The sequence below is a fragment of the Flavihumibacter cheonanensis genome (genome assembly GCF_022352215.1).
Classification (GTDB): Bacteria; Bacteroidota; Bacteroidia; order Chitinophagales; family Chitinophagaceae; genus Flavihumibacter; species Flavihumibacter cheonanensis.
Window position 1 is genome coordinate 1736218 of record NZ_JAKRWF010000001.1, and the last position, 20466, is coordinate 1756683.

Genomic DNA, 20466 nt, shown 5'->3' on the forward strand with positions numbered 1-20466 from the left:
CAAAATGAATGACACATTTAAATATCGATTGACAAAGAAACAAAAGATGGAAATTGCACAAAACCTAATAGATGTTCTTCAAAAAGATATAACAATAACAAAGCAAGCAATTATTTTTATTGGAAACTGGATTCTCACTGCCGGTAACGAAAAACGGAAAGCATTCTATGATGTTTGGGACATCGTTTTAAAGAACTATCTACCTACGACAAGGCCTATTCTTTTTAGGGCATGTCAAAGAATCAGTAAAGTTGAAAAGATAACCAGTTTTACCGGACGATTAGAATGTGCAAGAAGGTTTAGTATTAATGGTGGCACTTTAATCATTTGTGATACAAAAGAAACACTTCAACTTGATGAGATATTTTGCAAGCCTGGCGAGTATAAACATTCCTTCTATCCTCTGACAACTGTACTACAAAAAGCGAAAAAAGGCGGTGGCTGGGGTTTCTCAAAAACACTATTGGAAGATTATATTGGGGAAGATGAATACATCATGAGAAATAATTTAGGACACATGTCCTACTTAAAATGGATTAAAAAAAATAATTAATATTACAAACATCTACAAGTGTTTCATTTACAGTACCTCAATTTTAACTACTGCAGTCAGCCTCATATTTATTTTTTATTATGTTTTTCGCTAATTCTGGTAGCCGTTTCGGACTTTGCACAGGAAAAAAGTACTGATTCAAATCGAATTGCGGTTCCGTTATTTGTATGGATCAAGTTTTATCGATGCGTACGGATAAAACATCAGAGCTGTAGCAAGAATTTATTGAGTGCTCCAAATTAAGCCTATTTATTCCTGTCATAAATTTACCAAACTACAGATTTTTATTACTTTTTTGATATCCTTCATTTTGTATATAGGATCGTAAGCAGATTGAATATTTGTTAAGAACCAACTAGCATAATTAAAATTTCTCATTATAAAATTGTTATATTTATAACAATACTAACCTATGCTGGAAAATTTATCAGATGAAGATAAGCAAACAATTGCTTTTCAGATTGTTGTTGCACTTCGAGACACATTAAGCATTGCAAAAAAATCAACTGTAAAGCCGACATATGAAGCCGCTATAAATATAATCAACGATTTAAACCCTGAGCTTTACCAAGAAGTTTCGAATGCTTTGCCGTTTAAGAATCTTAGTGAAGAAGCACGCTTCTATCAAAATAAAGCGGAATTGCAGAGCATTACTTCCGATACACCAATTACAGCTATTCAATTAATTGATCTGGAATTGACAGAATTGAATCAGTTACTGATTGATGCATCTGATATTGATGCGGATAAAAAAAAGTTTGTGAAACAAAAAATATTATCCTTAACTGGCCTTAAGGAAACCCTCAGACCTAGAAGAATTTCTGAGAATAGATATTTACAAAGAGACTTCTCAACAGTTGATAGAAGGGATTTTGGTGCCTCTTTAGTTATCCAAAATGATTTTGTTGCCGATTTTAGACTTAAGTCCAATAGCTTTTTGCGAATTAGATTACTTCATCCAGACAGAATAGAACATTCAACAGGCGCTGATCTTATTTATGAACAACACGATGTGGAACAAGGGAAGATCCGCGTAATGTTCTTGCAATATAAAATTTGGGAAGATGGTGTGCTATATTATTCTCAGGCTCATAATCTTGAACAGCAACTAAGAAGGATGCACAGTCTTCTATGCGAAGATCGATATTGTAAGCAACCAGAAAGCTTGAATGGGGAATTCGAGTATAGATTTCCATATTGTTCAGCATTTTTACGACCGACGGACAAGGTTCAGCTAAGCAACTCAAAACTTATCTCCACTGGTATACACATACCGGTTTGCCTTGCCTTAGCTTGGCGGAATAGAGGCGATATTTCAATAAATAAAAAAGAAATAAGAACAGCAACGCTAACACACGAAATCTTCGAAGGCTTATTCAACAAATCATTCATTGGATCAAGGTGGCTAACTGAAGAAGAACTCGAGAGATTTTATAGATCAAATGGAATTTTAGAATCTGATGAGTCGATAAAAATTTATGCCAGAGAGATCATGGATAATTACCCATCATATTAAGTAAAAATTTGATTACTCGATAGATTAACAAGGATTTAAAATAAAATCTTGAAAAGTCAAATTGGCAACGATACAACTACAAAAAACCCTCATTCCGCAGGTGATCACCGATCCCAAGGCAGTTAACTTCTTTAAGCAGTTTTAGTTCTCGTAGCCGTATCTTGGCTACCTCTTTAGAAACGCAAAAACGCTTCTCGATCGCAGTTAACAGGTTGAATAAAGCAACTTGGTTACATGACTGTTGATCAACGAACATGTAGCCCCGGTGAATGCCATTGACTTTGAAGTAACGCAAGATAAACTCTCCGAACTGGCCTATGGGTAGTAACATCTGAGCAGCCATCATATTTGCCTGCCGTTCGAGTCGTTGCGTCATTTTTCCAGTTAGCGGACTTGGTAAGCCAAACAAAGCAATGGTTTCCTGGCGACCATTATAATATGGTGCAAGTAACGGATAGTGCAATGCCAAGTGGGCTATTTCATGAGCTAGTGTAAAACGCCATCGATGTATGTCTGCTAGAAGCTCCGCTTCAACATAAATCACCAGTGGATCAAATTCAATCTTACCTAATAATCCAGCACCAAGTGAACGTGTAAATTCGAAAGCCACATCATAGTAACCAGAAATAGATTCACATAACAGATCCATGTCCAGCAGTCCACCTTTATAACATTGTTGTAGCGAAAGCGAATTAATCCGCTCATCAATATCTTGTGCGGTTAAATACGGAATTTGCAGTAGCGATTCCGGTAGCTCAAACTTACTTATCACACCAAGGTGTTCAAGCCAAGATCCGAAACTGATAAAGCAATCATATCCGTCCACCCCAAAGAATCCTGTCCGTTCTAGCTCTGGTGCTATCAGCTGCCCTTTTACAAAGTTCAATTGCCGAATCCAGTCGGCAGTATCCTTGCGCTCTGCTATCCAATCGAGCACCTGGTCGCAGCCTATGCGAGCCAGCCCAATTTTTTTTGAAAGCGCCACATTCACCGCCCCCCCTTGAAATCCTGATCGGCTTATTACAATTCCTTTAGTATTGTGGTCTCCCACTTGTCGGATCTTAGATTCAAATTCTTCAATATCATCAACAGGCACTTTTTTTTCATAGTTCTTGACTTCAATCAACACTAGTATGCTATATTCAGTTGCCCCGGGCCGGAACACCTCAATGGCTATATCAAAAACAATATTGCCCTTTCGGCTTTCGGAATGATACGCCCTTTTCTGAAAGATCTGACTTCGATTACCGGGAAAAGCAAGTTGTTCTCTTTCCAGCAAAGCCTTCAATGTGTAAAATACCTGGTCTTCCAGGGAGTCACCTTTTGCAACTGTATTCATATCTAATATCTGTTGCTATTTAAGTTTAGACTAAAAATGTGCACATAGTGATTAATCAAATATTTGACAGCGGGGGTGGTTGGTATCTAAAATCCAGCTATAGCAGGATCAGGCTAAAATTATGTAATTTAATTATTCACCCCCTCTGGGCTGTTTTTATCCACTGTTATTCCGCTACAATATGCCCCCCGATGGGTCAACATCACCCGGAATACCGGGGTCAGGACCATCGGAATTTACAGTATAAGGTTTGTATCCTGTTTCTAGATTTATAAGAATTTGATAATCAGACAACTACACGTTATATTCGCTCATCAAATTCACTCAATAAATGACAATTAGCTGTCACAATCCCCATGTCGTCAATAACGTGTCCAAATCGGAATGCGGAGCGGAAAAAATGCCTGTCGTTTTATTCCGTAGTATGAAACGACTTTTCTTTGTATAAGGGTTGATAAAATTTTGCTCTGTTATAACTTCAATATCAGCATTTGTACAGCGTTGATAAAACAATCGGTAAGATATCATTTCGTGCAACAGGTATGGAAGACAATCTTCGGGCAATCCCAATGAGTGAAGTGTACTACGAGCCAATGTTTCCAACTGAGTATCATTTAAGTCTTTTAACACCATAGCATTCTCTGTGTCGAGGTTCTCCTGCGCTTGTTTCTTTCGGGCAATCATTCCTGAGAAAATAAGCGGACGTGACGATACACATTGCAGTGCCTCAAACTTCTCTTTAGTATCGTAAAGTACTTTCTTATCATAAGGCGTAGCTATATTATATCCCTCCTCCGCTAGCTCCACAAGATCAATCATGTTGCATAAATTTTCATAAGCGTAGTTAGGCATATTTAACTGTGTAAATGCATTACAAGTGTTTTCCGCGATGGCAATCTTACCCAATATCCTCTCTGGAAACCTGCCCATGGTGTGCACTGGCACGTCCAAGGAAACATAGTTTATCTGCGAAAAAATAAAGTGTTTGACATCTAGGCTGAAAATATGTGCATTTAATACTTTATCCGAATTGCTTACTGCTTCTTTATTGATGCGACGCAGCAAATTGTTGAACCTGTTTTCCAAAGCTACAAGATTTGTTGTCGCGGCTTCCCGCTCTGTTAAGAGAACCTTTCCATTCATAGACTCCCGTATTGCAAATGAACTTAGTGAATCGGCACCGATCATAGTAATTAAACAGGACAAATTTTCAGCGTTCCATAATAAAAGCAATGCCTTTTTTCGGTTCGAAACTGAGAGTTGTTCGATTTCTGCAAAGACCTTGTCTATATGCAGCAGAATATCGGGAGGTAATGGCTCGAGTGCTTGTTTTTTTGTCAGTTTGAAATAAATGAGGTTTATCTCGATGGTTATTTTGTTTTCATCATCGATGGCCGTTTTCAATAATTCCTCCAACTCTTGGATAAATTTATCTCTATCAAGATAACCCAATGACAGGTCATTTTTCATTTCTACAAAACGCAAAATCAGCTTCATTTCTTCCGTCAGCTCGTGTTTGGATAACTTTGAAGCAAACATCCTTGATTCAACATGCATTCCTGTTTCTCCATAGGCAACCGCCGCCATTAGCAACAACTCTTTATTACCATATAGCTCGATTAAAGGTATTCGTGAAATCAAACCGTATATAATATGGATGTCATGTTTATTAAAAAGTAGAATACCATGTTTCCTCAGGAACATTTTAAGCTGGTCAATATTATTAAAATCATACGGTGTCGGATTATCAGAGAGAACTGAAGGCAATCCGTAACTCAGGCCCATAGAGTTTTGCATCATCGCTGCCTGCACAAACCGGTTTTTAAACGTATGATGCAGCTCCTTGGCAGCTACCGAGGTCAATTTATTGGAAACCGGTATATGTATATTAACCTGCGCCTGGGACTGCCAGTCATTAAATAACTTTTCTTCTGTAATCCGCTGGAAGATACGATCGCAATACTCAAAATAACATTCTTCTTGATCCTCAGAATAAATAGCTATGATACCACCGGTCGGCATTCTGCGCATCAGGTAACCGAGTCTTGATGTTTCAAAAGAATATGTAATGAATCTCCCATCCCCGATCAACTTTAATTTTGCTACACTTTTGATTTGTATCGGAAACCGTTGATTGGAAGCGCGACCATCCTCCAGCACCAGTTCTGCATCAAAATCGCATCCATAGTCAGGGATGTCCTCCCTGAGAATAAATCCCGACTGCATATTCAGAAAGCGTTTCAATTGTTGTACACTTCGCTCGCAATTTGCGGCTGATCGATCGACAATTGGCAGATCATTATAAGCCATACGGTATCTATTTGTTGCAAGTTAGCGACTGAAATCATCTTTTGTGGTACAAAAAGAACTGGCATTTAAGAAATATAAGCCACTTAATCCAAAATACATAATGTACGCTTAAGACTAGCTGGAATGCTTTGAGTTAGAGGTCTGATTCCGGTTTCAGAACGAAGTAGGCGGTACTAATCGCCAGGAGTTCATTTCGAAGAAGCTCCACTTCCCGGACCTGATATTGAAGGGTCCGGCTAGCGCTTTCAACGGGAAATGCCAGACTTAAGAACCAGGTGATAAAATTTCGACTCCAGTTAAGATTGTCAAATTTTTCAGGCAGATTAATTCCGTTGTAATCAAGAAAATCCTTTACCCGGTTTTTAAAACGTTTCAGTTCCAGCCAGATTTTTTACGTTGCCGGATCAGGTTTCTGTCAGCTTCCTGATGAAGTGGAGGGATATAGATTCCGCGTAGCTCCCCTTTGGCCAACCCATGGGCAATACTATGTGAATCGCGGCTATCTGTTTTATAGACTTCATCCAAAGCTAGAAGGAATATCAGCCGGTTTAACGACCAGGCAGATAATCCCCAATTCAGATAACTGGCGCTGAATCCAATACCCAAACTTTCCGCTTTCATAGGCACATTGATAGGGAGCCCCAGGGAAATGTGTCGTGAAATTGAGGTAAAGGATTTCAGGAGAGGGCTGTTGGTATATATTCTGGACAAACATATCTCCCAGGATATACCAACATTCCAGCTCCGTTTGTGAACGTCCAGACCCACATAAATGGTCTGATTTTCGAAATTGGCTGTAATTTTAGATAGGACGTTTAGATGTTTGGTTAACTATCAAAGTTACTGTAGCTATCCTGCTTACAGAATAGACTACTACCAATCTGAACGTCTACTTTATATAGCATAAGGGCTTTGCAATATGACAAGGTGGCGAATTTAATATAGGCATTTTGTTCGCTATCCGGTTTTAGTTCGAACCGACGAATTACGCCAAGTAATTGAATAAACAATGAGCTTTTGTATCTTTAATCAGCAGAGGCACCAGGCAGACGGGAAAAAGAATGCCGCAACACCCAATGCTTCAATGCTGTAGGAAAATTACTAATACAGTTCTCTAAATGACAAAATCAGAAAAATTCGTATCGGACTTATGCAGTAAGTCGTTTTTACCATTTTGGAGTTTCCCTAGCCCTATTGGGAAAAAAAATAATGAACTTTGCGACTTATTAGTTATCTGTGACAAGCATATTATCATAATTTCAGTGAAGGATATAGAACCTTCAAAACACGAAGACGAAACAAATGTTTATACCAGATGGGTAAAAAAGGCAATCCACGAATCAGTTTCTCAAATTTACGGAGCCGAAAAATATATAAACTCTGTAGACACAATCCAACTTAAAAACGCAGACTATACCGTTGATTTACCACCAAAGAATAAACGAATAATTTACAGAATAGCTATTGCATTTGGTAGTAAACCCCATTTCCCTTTACCGACAGGTCATTTTGGTAAAGGATTCGTTAATGTATTTGATGAAAATTCAACAATGACAATTTTAAAAGAACTAGACACCATCACAGATTTTACTAACTACCTTGTAGAGAAACAAAGCTTTTCAGAAAAAAACACAATACTAGTCCCATTTGAAACAGATTTTTTGGCTCTTTATTTAGAGACAGGATTAAAATTTGAAATTGATGAAAATATTGTTCTAGGAGGAGAAAATTTATGGGAAGAGTATGTAAAAAGCGAAAAATATTTAAAATGGGAAAGGGAAAAGGAAGTTAGTTACGTATTTGATATTATGATTCAAAGTTTCTTCCTATACAACAAGGACTTATATAAAACCAAAGAAAATAGAAATAATCTTGAAAAAGCTATAAGAATAATTGCTCTTGAACCGAGAATCAACAGGATAAAGTTGGGATTAGCTATAGAAAATGCTATAAAAAATAATGTGAAATCCAGAATGCTAACCCCATATGGAAATGCAGAACATACTTATGTATTTATGAGAGTAACTGAAAATAATTGGGAATCAAAAGACTCTGAATTAGGGTTACGATGTATCGTTGCAAGAGCAGAATTTCCCCAAGCTAAAATAATAATTGGAGTCTCAATTTATAGAACAAAGGAAGACGTTATCTCATTTGATTTTCATTACATTCATATTCCAGACTTAGATGATAAATTTATTAAAATAGCAAATTCAATTAAATCAGAGTTAGGATTATTTAAAAATGTGAAGCGGACGCACAGTAAGGAAATAAGAGAATAAAATTTCTACAACATTGAAAATAACACACAATGATTGAAACATACGAAGAAGGAAGAAAAATATTAGAAGGACTTAATGAAGAATTTAAATCATTAGATATTATAAATTTTAATGAAGCGGACACACGTTTTAGGTTTATTGATACTATTTTGACAAAATGTTTAGGTTGGGAACCTAAGGACATAAATAATGAAGATGTCGTTAATGAACACTATGCTGATTACAAACTAAATCTTTTTAGACCCGTTGCAGTTTGGGAAGCCAAAAAAGTGGGAAATTACTTTGAGCTTCCAGCTGGTAAACACAAAATAATTTATCCATTAAAGTCTCTTTGCAAGGATAATCCAGAATTCAAAAAAGCTTTAATACAAGTTAGTCATTACTGTCATGAAAGAGGAATTCAGGTTGGTGTTGTATCAAATGGTTGGCAATTTGTTGCATTTTTAGCTAATCGTAACGACTCAGTTCGACCACTTGAAGGCGATGCACTTGTAGTTCCTTCAATTGACTCTTTTCTATCTAATTATAGTGAAGTTTGGAGTTGCTTATCAAAAACGGGTTTTCAGGAAGAATATTTAACAAAAAAAATATTAGGAGGTACTGAGGAGCAACTGCCTGCCAAATTATCTTCTACAATTACTGATTATCCTGGTATAAAAAATCGAAACCCATTTCAAACAGAATTAGAAATAATTAGTGATTTGGTTTTAGAAGATGTAATAAAAGAAAAAAGTATTGAAAAGGAATTTCTTGAAGACTGTTACTGTAAAAGTGGGTCTATATCGCAGTATTCAGTTCTTAGCAAACAAATACTTTCATCCCGTTACAATTATCTATTTGAATCAAATGACAAAAAAGCAACTTTGGAACAAGTTGCAAATAAAAAGGGGGTTTCAAGCGAATTGGTAGAATTATTTGCAAACAGCCTAAGTAAAAGACCAATCTTATTAATTGGTGATGTTGGTGTAGGAAAATCAACATTCATTGATAACCTTTTGTTGGTTGAAGCCCCTAATGTTTTTGAAAAATCCTTGACCTTTAAAATTGACTTAGGTTCTAAAGCTATAATAACATTAGATGTCAGAAAGGCAATTATAAAACTCATAAAAGACCAACTACGTGACATATATAAAATTGACATTTCTGAGGACAACTTTGTACGAAACGCTTATTTTGTTGAGTTAGAAAACTTTAAAAAAAGTGTCACTGTAAAAAAATTATACGAAATTGATAAAATAAGGGCCATCGAAAAAGAAATAGAATTCTTATCAAATCTCGTAGCTGACGATATTACTCATATAAAAAATTCGCTTGAATACATAAGCAAGAATCACAAAAAGCAAATTATTGTTTTCATTGATAATTGCGACCAAAGAAACGACCAAGACCAAGAGACAGCATTTTTGGTAGCACAAGAATTTGCAACTGACTGGCCGGTTATTGTGTTCGTCTGTTTAAGACCTGAAACTTTTCACCGCACAAAAAAAATAGATGGTGCATTAAGCGGCTATCATACAAAAGCATTTACTATCGCACCACCAAGAATTGATGAAGTTATCCAAAAACGATTAGCTTTTGCTCAAAAAATAACTAATGGTGAAATTGTATTGAGTAAGCTTGAAGGAAAAACGAGCTTTTCAAAACTTCATAAACTAATTCAATCATTCAAAGATTCTCTTGAAAGGAACAGAGACTTGTATCCATTTTTAGATAATATTTCAAATGGAAATATCAGAAAGGCAATTGAACTAATAAAGAAATATTTTGGTAGTGGGCATGTCGACACAGAAAAGATTTTAAGAATTACAGAATCACAAGGGATGTATATTGTTCCAGTTCATGAACTTCTTAGGAGTGTAATTTTCGGCGATAATATATACTACAACCCAAACAGTTCAGAAATTGTAAACTTATTTGAAGTTAGGACTTACGATACAAAAGAGCATTTCATCATCCCTTTGATATTAGGGATACTTAATGATTACACTACCAACAACCGTAACCAAGGTTTTATATCTGTCAATGACCTTTACTCTTACATGCAAAGCCAAGGATTTATTCCGACACAAATTGATGGAGCATTGAACTTTATGTATTCAAAAGGGCTTTTTGAGACATCTCAAAAAGGAAACTCGTTAAACACAAACAATCAAAGCTTAATGGTTAGGGCTACAAGTTGTGGAATTTATCACTTGTCGTTTTTAGTAAACTCATTCACGTATATTGACGCAATAATTGTTGACGTTTCAATATTTGACGAAGACACAAGAGGAAAGATAATAAACACTTTTGACATTACACAACGACTTGAAAGATGCTTAGTATATAAATCATATCTCGACAATGTTTGGGAAGCAGCGAATTTCAAGGACACACATTTTGTTTGGCCACAGCGGTCAAAAGAATTGGAAATTGACATAGATAAAATAAAAAGTAAAAATCAAACCCATAGACGATAAGTAAACTTCACTAACATGAGTATTGCCAAAATGCAGGCTGACGTGTTTCAACTGTTGTAATTCTGTTGGGCAGCATATCCAGCTTGAACTTATTTATTTAGCCATGTGCATATCATCAAATTTTTATCTTTAAGCAGCAGCAGTTTGCTTGAGCAGGACAAAATCCTATTTGCAGCACTTCGGAAATAGGCCTTTAGAGGGAGTAAAAATTATCAATTTTTACTTTTGAAAGTAAAGAATATCCAGAAGGGAAATTCCTACTACCATTTGTCTTCAGAAGTGTTTTTTTACTTGCAATAAATTTAAACTATCCAAGAATATTTTGATCAGGTAATATGCATTTACAGCATCCTATAAGCAGAGGCTGAATATCGGGACTACAAGTCCTTGTGGTTAAATGTTAAATGGGTTGCTGATGAATTCAGCAATAAACTGTATTAGTTACGACTTAATCTGACAGTTAGAGTTAACTTCAGAGTAACTACAAACCAAAGTTTAACCCCTTAAAAATGTCAGAAATGAAAGTAGAAACTAAGTTAATCAAAACAAAGTTAGGTTTACTGCAATTAGCCGAGCAGTTAAACAACGTTACGCAAGCTTGTAAGTACATGGGCTATAGCCGGGATAGCTTTTACCGGTTAAAAGAACTGCACGATACTGGTGGAGAGTTGGCCTTACAGGAAATAAGCCGCAGAAAGCCAAATCCAAAGAATCGGGTAGCCCCTGAGATTGAGGAAGCAGTTTTACAGATCGCCTTTGATCAACCAGCGCTGGGGCAATTAAGAGCCAGTAATGAGTTGCGTAAAATCGCGGTGTGTTCATTTCTCCAGCGGGTATCCGATATGTATGGCAACGGCATGACCTGGAGACTTTCCCGAAGCGTTTAAAGGCGTTTGAAGCCCGTATGGCCCAGGAAGGCATTGTTCTTACTGAAGCTCAAATGATGGCACTGGAGCGTAAGAAAGAGCAACGGGAAGCCCATGGTGAAATTGAGACAGAACACCCGGGTTACCTGGGATCACAGGATACCTACTATGTTGGAAATATCAAGGGTGTAGGGCGGATATACCAACAGACATTTATTGATAATTAATTATTTGTAGTCCAGCTAAGTAATTTGATAGTTAGGTATTGAGTAACTGTTGATCGATTAATAAAATATTTAACAATAGAGTTTTGATAGCATTTTTCGGTTTAGCATACAATAGGATTCTACTTAATATTTTACAAACTACTTTTCAATGGCTTTTTACTGAGGATAAGCATAATAACCTGAATTATGACTTTAATAACTGATCTATATCCTTCCTTAAAAAATAAATTCTACTCTGAATCCTAATTGGTCTCAATTTTCCGCACTTAATCCAATCATAAATTGTCGGTTTAGATACTTTTAAAAATTGACATAATTCCCGAACCTTCATTAATTCATTTTCGGCAGACCGATTCGATATATTTTCATGTTTTGATTGAAAAACCGTCACAGCGAATCTAAATTCTTCTCTAATCAATTTTCGTAATTCCTCCAGGAATTCTTCAGGATCATAACTGAAAATTATTGCCGCTTTCCCTCTCACATTACTCTCACCCATAGCAAATCATTTACACTGAGTTAACTAAATATAAGATCATAAACCTCAAACATCCTAATTTTAGCTGTAAAAATTCTATTAATATTTATCCTGAAGAATTTGCATGTCGGTGCATATTTTTTTGTCTAACAATTTTGCATAATGCTGGGTAGTTCGAATCGTGCGATGGCCCAATAATTTCGAAACTGTTTCTATGGGCACCCCATTACTTAAGTTTACAGTGGTCGGAAATGTATTCCGGGCAATATGATAAGTTAGGCTCTTCTCAATTCCAGCTAAAATGGATATCTCTTTTTGATAGGCATTCGGTTACTTAACACTGGCAATAAACTCCTACCCTGAAATTTTTCGGAATATTTGTTCAGAATTTCTCTGGCAGGTTTTAATAATGGAATCCTGACCGTTATCTTAGTTTTCTGACGTTTGCTTTCTATCCAAGGCCGCCCATTCACACCTGTAATAATTTCAGATTGTTCTAATTTCTCGACAATTGCATAGGAAAGCCGGATAAAGCAGCTAAATTAAAATATGTCACAAACCTGATTGAGCCGATCAAATTCAAACTCCTTTCGAATTAGCATTTCCAACTCAAATTCCGTTAATGCTGTACGACCAACTTCCCTACGTCTCATTTCAAAGCATCAAAAAGGATCTTTCTGTAACCAGCCATACCGGATTCAACGATTTATTTTTTTACGAAAGTTGGAAAGGTATTTTACCGTTGAATTATGCCCACAGTTCTGTACAAATTTTAACCAGAAATCATACTCAGTCAGGAACTCATAATTTAAATGATGAAGTTCCAAATCCGTTCTCTTATAGCGCCATTTTATAAATGACTGCGTATGCCGTAACGATATTTCATAGCGTTGCAAAGTTCCCGGGAAATATTGCTTTCCAACCAGCACTTTCATTTGGTCATTGTGTTGTTGAATAATCTCCAGTATTTTCTTTGTAGATTTTTCATAATCCTCCCCCAGTACACAGGCCTTAATGGCTTCCGGTGTTAAGATGATACCTTGTTCTAGTAAGCTTCGTTTAGCCTCGTAAATCTTGTGCTGCATGGCATCCAAAAAGGCGTTAAGGGATTTTACCGAATCCGATCGGCCATTCAATCTGCTGGATTGCGAATTCAAGTTCTCAATGTTACAAGTCCTTTTCAAACTCAATTCCACAGACTTGCCATCCACCGTAATACGACAGTAAATATTGCCTACTCCTGCTGAATCGGTATGTTTTCTCAAGAAGAAAAACAACCCAAAACTACGTTCCATAAGCACCAAAGACTGGACCGAATGATATCGTGACAAAAAAGAAGCATTTATTGGCGCCATCCCATGCACTATTAAGAAGATCACAATTAAAGACCACGCATCCAATTAAACAATTATACGACCAATTCTCAACTACACTCCTTTAAAATAATTGTGCACGGGTTGTTTTTAAAGTTAGTATTGACGCCAGCAATGCTACATTTCAATTCATAAGTGGGAATAACAAAATAATCCATAAACCTTCTTGGCCTTTTCTATGTGCCGCACGCCTATTTCGGTAAATATTTTTTCCTAACAATTTTCATATCCTCACTTACCTTTCTATCCAGGATTTTTGCATATTGCTGTGTCGTCTTAATGTCCCGATGTCCCAACATTTTTGAAACCGTTTCTATAGGTACCCCATTATTTAGTGTAACAGTTGTCGCAAACGTATGACGGGCAATATGAAATGTGAGGTTGGTTTGTATGGCACAGATGTCCGCGATTTCTTTTAGATACGCATTCATCTTTTGATTCGTAAGAATAGGAAGCACCTGATCATTGAGTTTGCATTGAGGATGATGTTGATACCGATCAATTATTGCTCTGGCGCTAGGAAGTAAGGGTATTCGAGTTGGAACGGCCGTTTTCTGTCGTTGGGACACAATCCACTCTTCACCATCTATCCCCACGATGATTTCAGAGGCCTTTAACTGCTTTACATCCACATATGCCAACCCTGTATAACAACTGAACAGAAATATATCTCTTACAATTCTTAACCGTTCTATTGCTATCTCTTTAGTTTCAATCTTCTGTAGGTCATGCTCAGTTAAAGCAAATCTTCGAACTTCTTTCTTCCCCATATTAAATCCATAAAATGGATCTTTGGGCAACCTACCGCTTTTGAGGCAATGATTAACGATCTTACGGAAGTTACTCAGGTATTTCATGGTGGTATTGTGGTCACACTTGCGTACGCTTTTGAACCAGAATTCAAAATCACAAATCATTTCATAGTCCATTGTTTGGATAGGAATATCCGGAACCTTAAATTTCCATTGTATAAATGCCTGGGTGTGTCGCAGCGCAGTTTCATATCGCTTTAGAGTCATCGGAGCATACTGATGCTCCACCAACGCCTTCATCTTCTCATTATGCTGCTGAAACATCTCCATAAGCATTACTTTCCGTCGCTGCGTTTCAGTGCCCAATAACAGGGCTTTGATACCCTGGGCCGTTACTGGTTTGTCGCTTTCAATCAACTGCCGCTTCGCTTCAAATACCTTTTGTGTTAACGTATCCAGATAGGCATTAAACTCTCTTACCGCATCCGTTTTACCTTTCATGCGCCCCGATGCATTGTTCCACTTTTCAGGGTGGCAATGTCGCTTTGTACTGATTTCTACCGCGGTCCTATCCACGGTTATTTTCAGGTAAACGGGCAGCTCTCCTTCAAGGGTAGACTTCGATTTTCGAAGAAAAAATAATAGTCCAAAACTCTTTTCCATAACACCTCTTTTATAGGTTGTAAAATTAGATTTGATACATGAGTAAAAATCTACATGCATCGATACAAAGTGTTAATAGAGAGCGAGTTGTATAAGATTCATTGAACTCAGGTAAAGCCCGGTATGAGTTCAATGAATCGTTCAATGAACTTTTCGGTAAAGCGGGGTAAAGTGAGGTCAGCTAAAAATGAAAAAAGCCCGCAAATACTAGGTTTTGTGAGCTTTCCACACGGTAGTTAACCGTGTTTAATACTAAAAAGTGGAGCTGGGGGGAGTCGAACCCCCGTCCAAACATATCCGTCAAGAGCTTTCTACATGTTTAGTTGCTTATTAATTGTCGGGAAAGAACAGGAAAACAACCAACCGATTCCTTCCTTAGCTGAATAGTCTTTTGTTCAGGTCACAGCCTTCCTGAACAGCAACCTGTGTTTGGTTTTGAGTCGGCGGCGGAGCTTGGTAACAGGTCAACCTGCTCAACGCGGCCCTAATGACTACTTAATCACTGATTAGGCAGCCATGGCATACTGTGTATTGCCATTTGAAGTTCGGGTATTCAGATTTACGTGCTAATTATCCAACGCACGACATGCTTACACTCTCAAAGAACTACGCTGTCGAAACCAGTACAGCCCCCAACGGAACTGAGAAGTATGAATTATGAAGTATGAATTATTGATAGTCCAATTCTTAATTCATAATTCTCAATTCATGATTCCAAAGATACAGATTTATCCTAGTTTCACAGCTATGTTACAGGATCCCAATAGCTTCTATTCCGGCTTTTATCAACAGCTTAACAAAGAAAAACAGGCGCTTACGCAAAAAAGAAACCGCATCGCAATTGCCAGGGTTATCACTATTTGTCTGGCTGCTTTCCTGCTTTACCAGTTTCGATCCGAATCACTACTGATGCTCAGCCTCTTATTTTGTGTAGCACTGGCTATCTTCCTATTTCTCGTGAAATTCAGCCTGCAACTGACCGATCGGATCAATCTGCTTTCCGAAATGATCCGGCTTACAAATGAAGAAAACCGCATCGCCCAACACAAGTTTCTGCATAGGTTTGAGGGGAATGAATTGGCTCCCCCGAAACATCCCTATGCAGGCGATCTGGATCTCTTTGGTAAAGCATCCCTCTTTCAATTTCTGCATCGTACCACCAGCGAAGCAGGCCACCAACAATTGGCCCAATGGTTATTGGAACCTGCTTCTACTGCTACCATTTTAGCCCGACAGGAGGCCACCAAAAACCTTGCTTCCCTTCCGGCATGGAGCCTTCAATTCGAAGGCTACGGTCACCAACAACCGATCCCGAATGCCACCCGAAACCAGGTGCTGAATTGGTCTGCTACCCCTTCCGGCTATTTCCCAAAAACAGTGTGGAAACTGCTCCGCTATGCCTGGCCAACCCTTGCCATTGGATTGTTAGTCTTACATCTTTTTGATCAGCTTCCTTCCGCTCCTTTTTACGGATTGATCCTTCTCCTGATGACAATTGCTTTTTATATTTCAAAAGGCATTGTCCCCATTTATCGTAAACTCGATGCTGTTCTGCCCTCCCTAACTTCTCTTTCCAATTCGCTTCATTGGGTGGAAACTGCCAAATTTGAAACGGATCACTTGAAAACTTTGCAGTCAACGATCTTAGATTTCTCCGGCACCAAAGGCCACGTAGTTCGTACCCATTCCGCTTCCCGGGCAATAAAAAGTCTCCACCAGATTCTCGACCGTTTCGACTACCGGCATAATCCACTGGTTTATATCCCGCTCAATACCTTACTGCTTTGGGATCTCCAACAGGTTTGGGCACTTGAAAAATGGAAACATGATCATCAATCGGCCCTGCATGCATGGTTTCAATCGATCGCAGAACTGGAAGCGCTTAACAGCCTTGGACGATTTTCGTTTAATCATCCGAGTTATACCTTTCCTTTATTGAGTGAAATCCCCGGCCACTGGACTGCCGCCGCTCTCGGTCACCCATTGATCCCCGCCGGTAAATGTGTTACCAATGAGTTCAGCACCAGTGGTCGCCCCGCCATCGCGCTCATTACTGGTTCCAATATGGCAGGAAAAAGCACCTTCCTGCGCTCCATCGGCGTTAACCAGGTACTCGCTATGGCCGGTGCACCGGTATTTGCCAGTCATCTAACGACCAGCAATATGCGCATTATGAGCAGCATGCGTATCGCCGATAATCTTGAAGAAAATACTTCTACTTTTTACGCGGAACTTAGCAAGCTCAAAGCCATCATCGATGCTGTGAATGCCGGAGAGCCCGTTTTTCTGTTACTCGATGAAATCCTGCGCGGCACCAATTCACAGGACCGTCAAACCGGTTCCAAGGCGCTGATCCGCCAACTGGTGAAACAAAACGCAACGGCCCTGCTTGCCACACACGACCTGGCCCTAACAGAACTCGAAAAAGAATATCCAAACGCCCTTAGCAATTATCACTTTGATGTTAGTGTAGCGAAGGAAGAACTTTTCTTTGATTACAAATTGAAAACAGGCATCTGCACCAGCATGAACGCCAGTATCCTCATGAAAAAAATCGGTATTGAGATTACTTAAACAATCGGAAGATATCGAGCCCCAGTGCATACGCCATCAACCCAAGCAATAACACCATACCTACCATCTGCGCGTACTCCATAAACTTATCACTTGGCTTGCGGCCGGAAATAATTTCATAGATGGTGAATAATGCGTGTCCTCCATCCAACCCTGGTATCGGCAGGATATTCATCAGTGCCAGTACCAGGCTGAAAAAGGCCGTTAATGCCCAAAATTGCTGCCAGTCCCAAACGGGTGCAAACATCTTTCCAATACTAATCACACTGCCAAGTGATTCATTCGTATTCACCTTTCCACTGAAGATGAGTTTCAACTGCAACCAGTAGGATGTAAGGGTTTCAATACTTTTCTTGAAGCCAGCGGGTATTGCTTCAAAAAAACCGTATTTCACTTCCTTCACTTCAAACTTATCCGCCCAGGAGATCGGATACACCCCAAGCGTTCCGGTCTTGGGTATCGCTGCATTCAGTTGCAGGGTATCGGTACCCCGCAGCACTTGCATCGCAATGGTTTTTTCTTTGCTCTTTTGTATCAATTGCCGGAAAGTGTGATAAAAGGGTACCGGTTGGTTGTTCACCGTCAATATCTGGTCGCCCTTGCGCAATCCTGCCTTCATCGCGGCACTGGTATCGGCTATTGAATCAAGGCCAAGGAAAGGCACACGCATATCGATAAAAGAAATGGCTTTATAGTGTATGAGATCTGCTGCAAAACTTTCAGGAATAGAGATGGTTACAGGTTTGCCATCGCGCTCTACTTCAAATGTTTTAGCACCATTCAGGATCACCCGTAGAGGAATTTTATTGAACCGGTCAATATATTCACCGTCCACCGATACAAGTTTATCGCCATCCCGCAGGCCAATACTTTGTGCCAGGGAATCTGTTGCGATACCATAGGTAAACTTATTAGTTGGAACATAGGATTCGCCCCAGTACCATAAAGTCATGGCATAGATCAGGAATCCAAGTATCAGGTTCACGATCACTCCTCCAACCATGATAATCAGTCGCTGCCAGGCCGGCTTGCTTCTGAATTCATAGGGCTTCGGCGGCTGGTTCATCTGCTCCTTGTCCATACTTTCGTCAATCATGCCACTGATCTTCACATATCCCCCAAAAGGAACCCAACCCAATCCATATTCGGTTTCGCCAATTTTCTTTTTGAACAAGGAAAACCAGGGATTGAAAAACAGGTAAAACTTCTCCACCCGGCATTTAAACCAGCGTGCCGGCAAAAAATGCCCCAACTCATGGAGAATTACAATGATGGAAAAAGAAAGAATAAACTGCCCGGCTTTAACACCAACTTCCGCCCAATTAATTGCTAAAAATATCATATACTTCAGTCAGGTACTATGTATGAATGTTGACAAATATCAGGGAAAAAACCCTATTGGAACCATAAATTTTTTGTTCGTACAACGCTTGCAATCACATCTTTGTCATGATCCCTAAACATCGATACATGAAGAAATTAGTTTTTTCCGCTGCCGTGGTGCTGAGCCTGAGCGCCTGTTTGAAAACCAAAGACTTACCACCAGATCAGCGGGTCCTGGTAACGATTTCCTTTGCCAATGTTACTACTCCCGATACAGCTAAAGTAGGAGATACAGTTAAAACCCAGCTGCGCGTCACTGCTCCTGACCAATGTTATAAATTTGAAGGGGTGGATGCGCGGAATTCAGGCCCCAACCAGTTTGATCTGCAGGCCATCGGCTCCAAGCCCAATCCTGCCTTGCCACAACCTTCCTGTTTGCCAAACGTGTACGTTAAGGATACAATTTTCACGTTCCGTTTGATGACTCCGGGAAAATATGTAATGCGTTATTATAATGGTACCACTTTATTACAGGCAGACACCTTACACATCGTTTCCAATTAAAAAATCACAAATGAATCAGTGTGGCGGCAAACTCACGGGCCGCCGCATCGGTTTCAAAATATTGTTCCAGGGTGGGTTCCGCAATGAACTCGAGTTTATTCATAGTCCGTTCAATCACATCGGTCATATCCAGGAATCCCACCCTGTTTCTTAAAAAGGCATATACCGCAATTTCATTCGCGGCATTTAAGATACAGGGCAGATTCCCCCCCTTATACAAGGCCTCTGTTGCCAGTGCCAGGTTTCTGAAGGTTTTAACATCCGGCTCTTCAAACGTTAGTGTATTCGGTTTACGGAAATCGTAGCGAGGAAACTGGTTCAGGATCCGCTGCGGAAAAGCCATCGCATATTGAATCGGTAATTTCATATCCGGCAATCCCATCTGCGCTTTAATGGATCCATCCTCAAATTGCACCATACTATGTATGATACTTTGCGGATGCACTAGCACCTGTACCTGCTCCGGTTTCAGGTTGAACAACCATTTTGCTTCAATCATTTCCAGCCCCTTATTCATCAAAGTGGCCGAATCAATGGTGATTTTGGCGCCCATACTCCAGTTGGGATGCTGCAACGCATGATCCCGCTTTACATTCACCAGGAAATTAGGCTTCTTCCCAAGGAATGGGCCACCGGACGCTGTTAATATTATTTTATCGATAGGGTTCAGGTTCTCTCCTACCAGGCACTGGAAAATCGCACTGTGTTCGCTGTCTACCGGGATGATCGGCACCCGTTTTTCAATCGCTTTCTGCATCACAATATCACCCGCCACCACCAGAGTTTCTTTATTGGCCAGGGCTACTGGTTTCCCCTGCTCAACCGCCTGCAGCGTAGGTTTTAATCCCGCAAATCCAACTATCCCCGCAAGCATCAGGTCATAACAATCCAGTGCGGCGACTTCCTCCAGTGCCTTCTCTCCTGCAAACACCTTGATATCAGTGCTGGCCAGTGCCTGTTTTACTTTCTGGTAGCGGGATTCATCCCCGATTACCACAATATTGGGCTGGAATTGAAGCGCCTGTTTGATGAGCAATTCATCGTTTTGCTGGGCTGTCAGAATTTCTGCCGTAAACAAGTGTGGATTGGCCTCAATAACTGCCAATGCCTGGGTTCCAATGGAGCCGGTGGATCCGAATATAGCGATACGTTTTTGCATGTAATGGTTCAATTAAGCACCTTTCCGG

Annotated in this window: 15 protein-coding genes, 1 other RNA gene and 1 pseudogene; 7 read left to right on the forward strand and 10 right to left on the reverse strand. The window is 39.3% G+C overall.

Going from position 1 to position 20466, the window contains the following annotated elements:
* Nucleotides 1-4 precede the first annotated feature (4 nt).
* A complete protein-coding gene (locus MD536_RS07675) occupies nt 5-553 on the forward strand; it encodes a hypothetical protein (protein WP_239597392.1) in 549 nt (182 codons plus the stop codon).
* A 412-nt stretch (nt 554-965) separates the two neighbouring features.
* The gene (locus MD536_RS07680; protein WP_239597394.1) at nt 966-2069 is read left to right on the forward strand and encodes a hypothetical protein; all 1104 of its coding nucleotides are present in this window, start codon (nt 966-968) and stop codon (nt 2067-2069) included.
* Between the two features lie 76 nt (nt 2070-2145).
* Here MD536_RS07680 and MD536_RS07685 read toward each other — a convergent pair whose 3' ends face one another.
* The 3 genes from MD536_RS07685 to MD536_RS07695 all read right to left on the reverse strand — a co-directional run bounded on the left by MD536_RS07685 (nt 2146) and on the right by MD536_RS07695 (nt 6339).
* The gene (locus MD536_RS07685) at nt 2146-3408 is read right to left on the reverse strand and encodes an ImmA/IrrE family metallo-endopeptidase (protein WP_239597397.1); all 1263 of its coding nucleotides are present in this window, start codon (nt 3406-3408) and stop codon (nt 2146-2148) included.
* A 345-nt stretch (nt 3409-3753) separates the two neighbouring features.
* Nucleotides 3754-5718: a DUF4365 domain-containing protein gene (locus tag MD536_RS07690; RefSeq protein ID WP_239597399.1), complete on the reverse strand. Its 1965-nt coding sequence runs from the start codon at nt 5716-5718 to the stop codon at nt 3754-3756.
* A 372-nt stretch (nt 5719-6090) separates the two neighbouring features.
* Entirely contained in the window at nt 6091-6339 is a 249-nt protein-coding gene (locus tag MD536_RS07695) for a hypothetical protein (protein ID WP_239597402.1), read from the reverse strand.
* Nucleotides 6340-6836: 497 nt separating this feature from the next.
* Here MD536_RS07695 and MD536_RS07700 point away from each other — a divergent pair, with 497 nt between their 5' ends.
* The 3 genes and pseudogenes from MD536_RS07700 to MD536_RS07710 form a co-directional block, all read left to right on the forward strand.
* Nucleotides 6837-8000 carry a hypothetical protein gene (locus MD536_RS07700; protein ID WP_239597403.1) on the forward strand — a complete coding sequence of 388 codons (1164 nt, stop codon included), beginning with the start codon at nt 6837-6839 and terminating at the stop codon, nt 7998-8000.
* A gap of 29 nt (nt 8001-8029) precedes the next feature.
* Nucleotides 8030-10459 carry a hypothetical protein gene (locus tag MD536_RS07705; RefSeq protein WP_239597406.1) on the forward strand — a complete coding sequence of 810 codons (2430 nt, stop codon included), beginning with the start codon at nt 8030-8032 and terminating at the stop codon, nt 10457-10459.
* A 518-nt stretch (nt 10460-10977) separates the two neighbouring features.
* Nucleotides 10978-11546 (forward strand): annotated as a pseudogene (locus MD536_RS07710) (helix-turn-helix domain-containing protein); the annotation flags it as partial.
* Between the two features lie 190 nt (nt 11547-11736).
* On the opposite strand, the gene MD536_RS22150 reads toward MD536_RS07710, so the two are convergent.
* The 5 genes from MD536_RS22150 to ssrA form a co-directional block, all read right to left on the reverse strand.
* Entirely contained in the window at nt 11737-12051 is a 315-nt protein-coding gene (locus tag MD536_RS22150; RefSeq protein ID WP_369075799.1) for a helix-turn-helix domain-containing protein, read from the reverse strand.
* Between the two features lie 78 nt (nt 12052-12129).
* The gene (locus MD536_RS22155; RefSeq protein ID WP_369075802.1) at nt 12130-12339 is read right to left on the reverse strand and encodes a tyrosine-type recombinase/integrase; all 210 of its coding nucleotides are present in this window, start codon (nt 12337-12339) and stop codon (nt 12130-12132) included.
* 389 nt (nt 12340-12728) lie between these two features.
* Nucleotides 12729-13325 carry a phage integrase SAM-like domain and Arm DNA-binding domain-containing protein gene (locus MD536_RS07715; protein WP_239597409.1) on the reverse strand — a complete coding sequence of 199 codons (597 nt, stop codon included), beginning with the start codon at nt 13323-13325 and terminating at the stop codon, nt 12729-12731.
* A gap of 269 nt (nt 13326-13594) precedes the next feature.
* Nucleotides 13595-14818 (reverse strand): site-specific integrase, encoded by a 1224-nt coding sequence (locus tag MD536_RS07720; protein ID WP_239597412.1) that lies wholly within the window; start codon nt 14816-14818, stop codon nt 13595-13597.
* A gap of 257 nt (nt 14819-15075) precedes the next feature.
* Nucleotides 15076-15451: a transfer-messenger RNA gene (ssrA, locus tag MD536_RS07725) on the reverse strand.
* Nucleotides 15452-15526: 75 nt separating this feature from the next.
* Here ssrA and MD536_RS07730 point away from each other — a divergent pair.
* Complete coding sequence (locus tag MD536_RS07730; protein ID WP_239597414.1) at nt 15527-17392, forward strand: MutS-related protein; 1866 nt, start codon at nt 15527-15529, stop codon at nt 17390-17392.
* On the opposite strand, the gene rseP is transcribed toward MD536_RS07730, so the two are convergent.
* Nucleotides 17385-18734: an RIP metalloprotease RseP gene (gene rseP / locus MD536_RS07735; protein WP_239597418.1), complete on the reverse strand. Its 1350-nt coding sequence runs from the start codon at nt 18732-18734 to the stop codon at nt 17385-17387. The genes MD536_RS07730 and rseP overlap by 8 nt on opposite strands.
* A 128-nt stretch (nt 18735-18862) precedes the next feature.
* Between rseP and MD536_RS07740 the strand changes: the two genes are divergently transcribed.
* Complete coding sequence (locus MD536_RS07740; protein WP_239597420.1) at nt 18863-19279, forward strand: hypothetical protein; 417 nt, start codon at nt 18863-18865, stop codon at nt 19277-19279.
* A 4-nt stretch (nt 19280-19283) separates the two neighbouring features.
* Here the strand turns inward: MD536_RS07740 and MD536_RS07745 are convergent, their stop codons facing one another.
* The gene (locus MD536_RS07745) at nt 19284-20438 is read right to left on the reverse strand and encodes a 1-deoxy-D-xylulose-5-phosphate reductoisomerase (RefSeq protein WP_239597422.1); all 1155 of its coding nucleotides are present in this window, start codon (nt 20436-20438) and stop codon (nt 19284-19286) included.
* Nucleotides 20439-20466: the final 28 nt, after the last annotated feature.

What these genes read in the sequence shown, in the direction of transcription:
- MD536_RS07675 (WP_239597392.1), top strand. Translation starts at nt 5, where the DNA reads ATGAATGACACATTTAAATATCGATTGACAAAGAAACAAAAGATGGAA.
- MD536_RS07680 (WP_239597394.1), top strand. Translation starts at nt 966, where the DNA reads ATGCTGGAAAATTTATCAGATGAAGATAAGCAAACAATTGCTTTTCAG.
- MD536_RS07685 (WP_239597397.1), bottom strand. Translation starts at nt 3,408, where the DNA reads ATGAATACAGTTGCAAAAGGTGACTCCCTGGAAGACCAGGTATTTTAC.
- MD536_RS07690 (WP_239597399.1), bottom strand. Translation starts at nt 5,718, where the DNA reads ATGGCTTATAATGATCTGCCAATTGTCGATCGATCAGCCGCAAATTGC.
- MD536_RS07695 (WP_239597402.1), bottom strand. Translation starts at nt 6,339, where the DNA reads ATGAAAGCGGAAAGTTTGGGTATTGGATTCAGCGCCAGTTATCTGAAT.
- MD536_RS07700 (WP_239597403.1), top strand. Translation starts at nt 6,837, where the DNA reads ATGACAAAATCAGAAAAATTCGTATCGGACTTATGCAGTAAGTCGTTT.
- MD536_RS07705 (WP_239597406.1), top strand. Translation starts at nt 8,030, where the DNA reads ATGATTGAAACATACGAAGAAGGAAGAAAAATATTAGAAGGACTTAAT.
- MD536_RS22150 (WP_369075799.1), bottom strand. Translation starts at nt 12,051, where the DNA reads ATGGGTGAGAGTAATGTGAGAGGGAAAGCGGCAATAATTTTCAGTTAT.
- MD536_RS07715 (WP_239597409.1), bottom strand. Translation starts at nt 13,325, where the DNA reads ATGGAACGTAGTTTTGGGTTGTTTTTCTTCTTGAGAAAACATACCGAT.
- MD536_RS07720 (WP_239597412.1), bottom strand. Translation starts at nt 14,818, where the DNA reads ATGGAAAAGAGTTTTGGACTATTATTTTTTCTTCGAAAATCGAAGTCT.
- MD536_RS07730 (WP_239597414.1), top strand. Translation starts at nt 15,527, where the DNA reads ATGATTCCAAAGATACAGATTTATCCTAGTTTCACAGCTATGTTACAG.
- rseP (WP_239597418.1), bottom strand. Translation starts at nt 18,734, where the DNA reads ATGATATTTTTAGCAATTAATTGGGCGGAAGTTGGTGTTAAAGCCGGG.
- MD536_RS07740 (WP_239597420.1), top strand. Translation starts at nt 18,863, where the DNA reads ATGAAGAAATTAGTTTTTTCCGCTGCCGTGGTGCTGAGCCTGAGCGCC.
- MD536_RS07745 (WP_239597422.1), bottom strand. Translation starts at nt 20,438, where the DNA reads ATGCAAAAACGTATCGCTATATTCGGATCCACCGGCTCCATTGGAACC.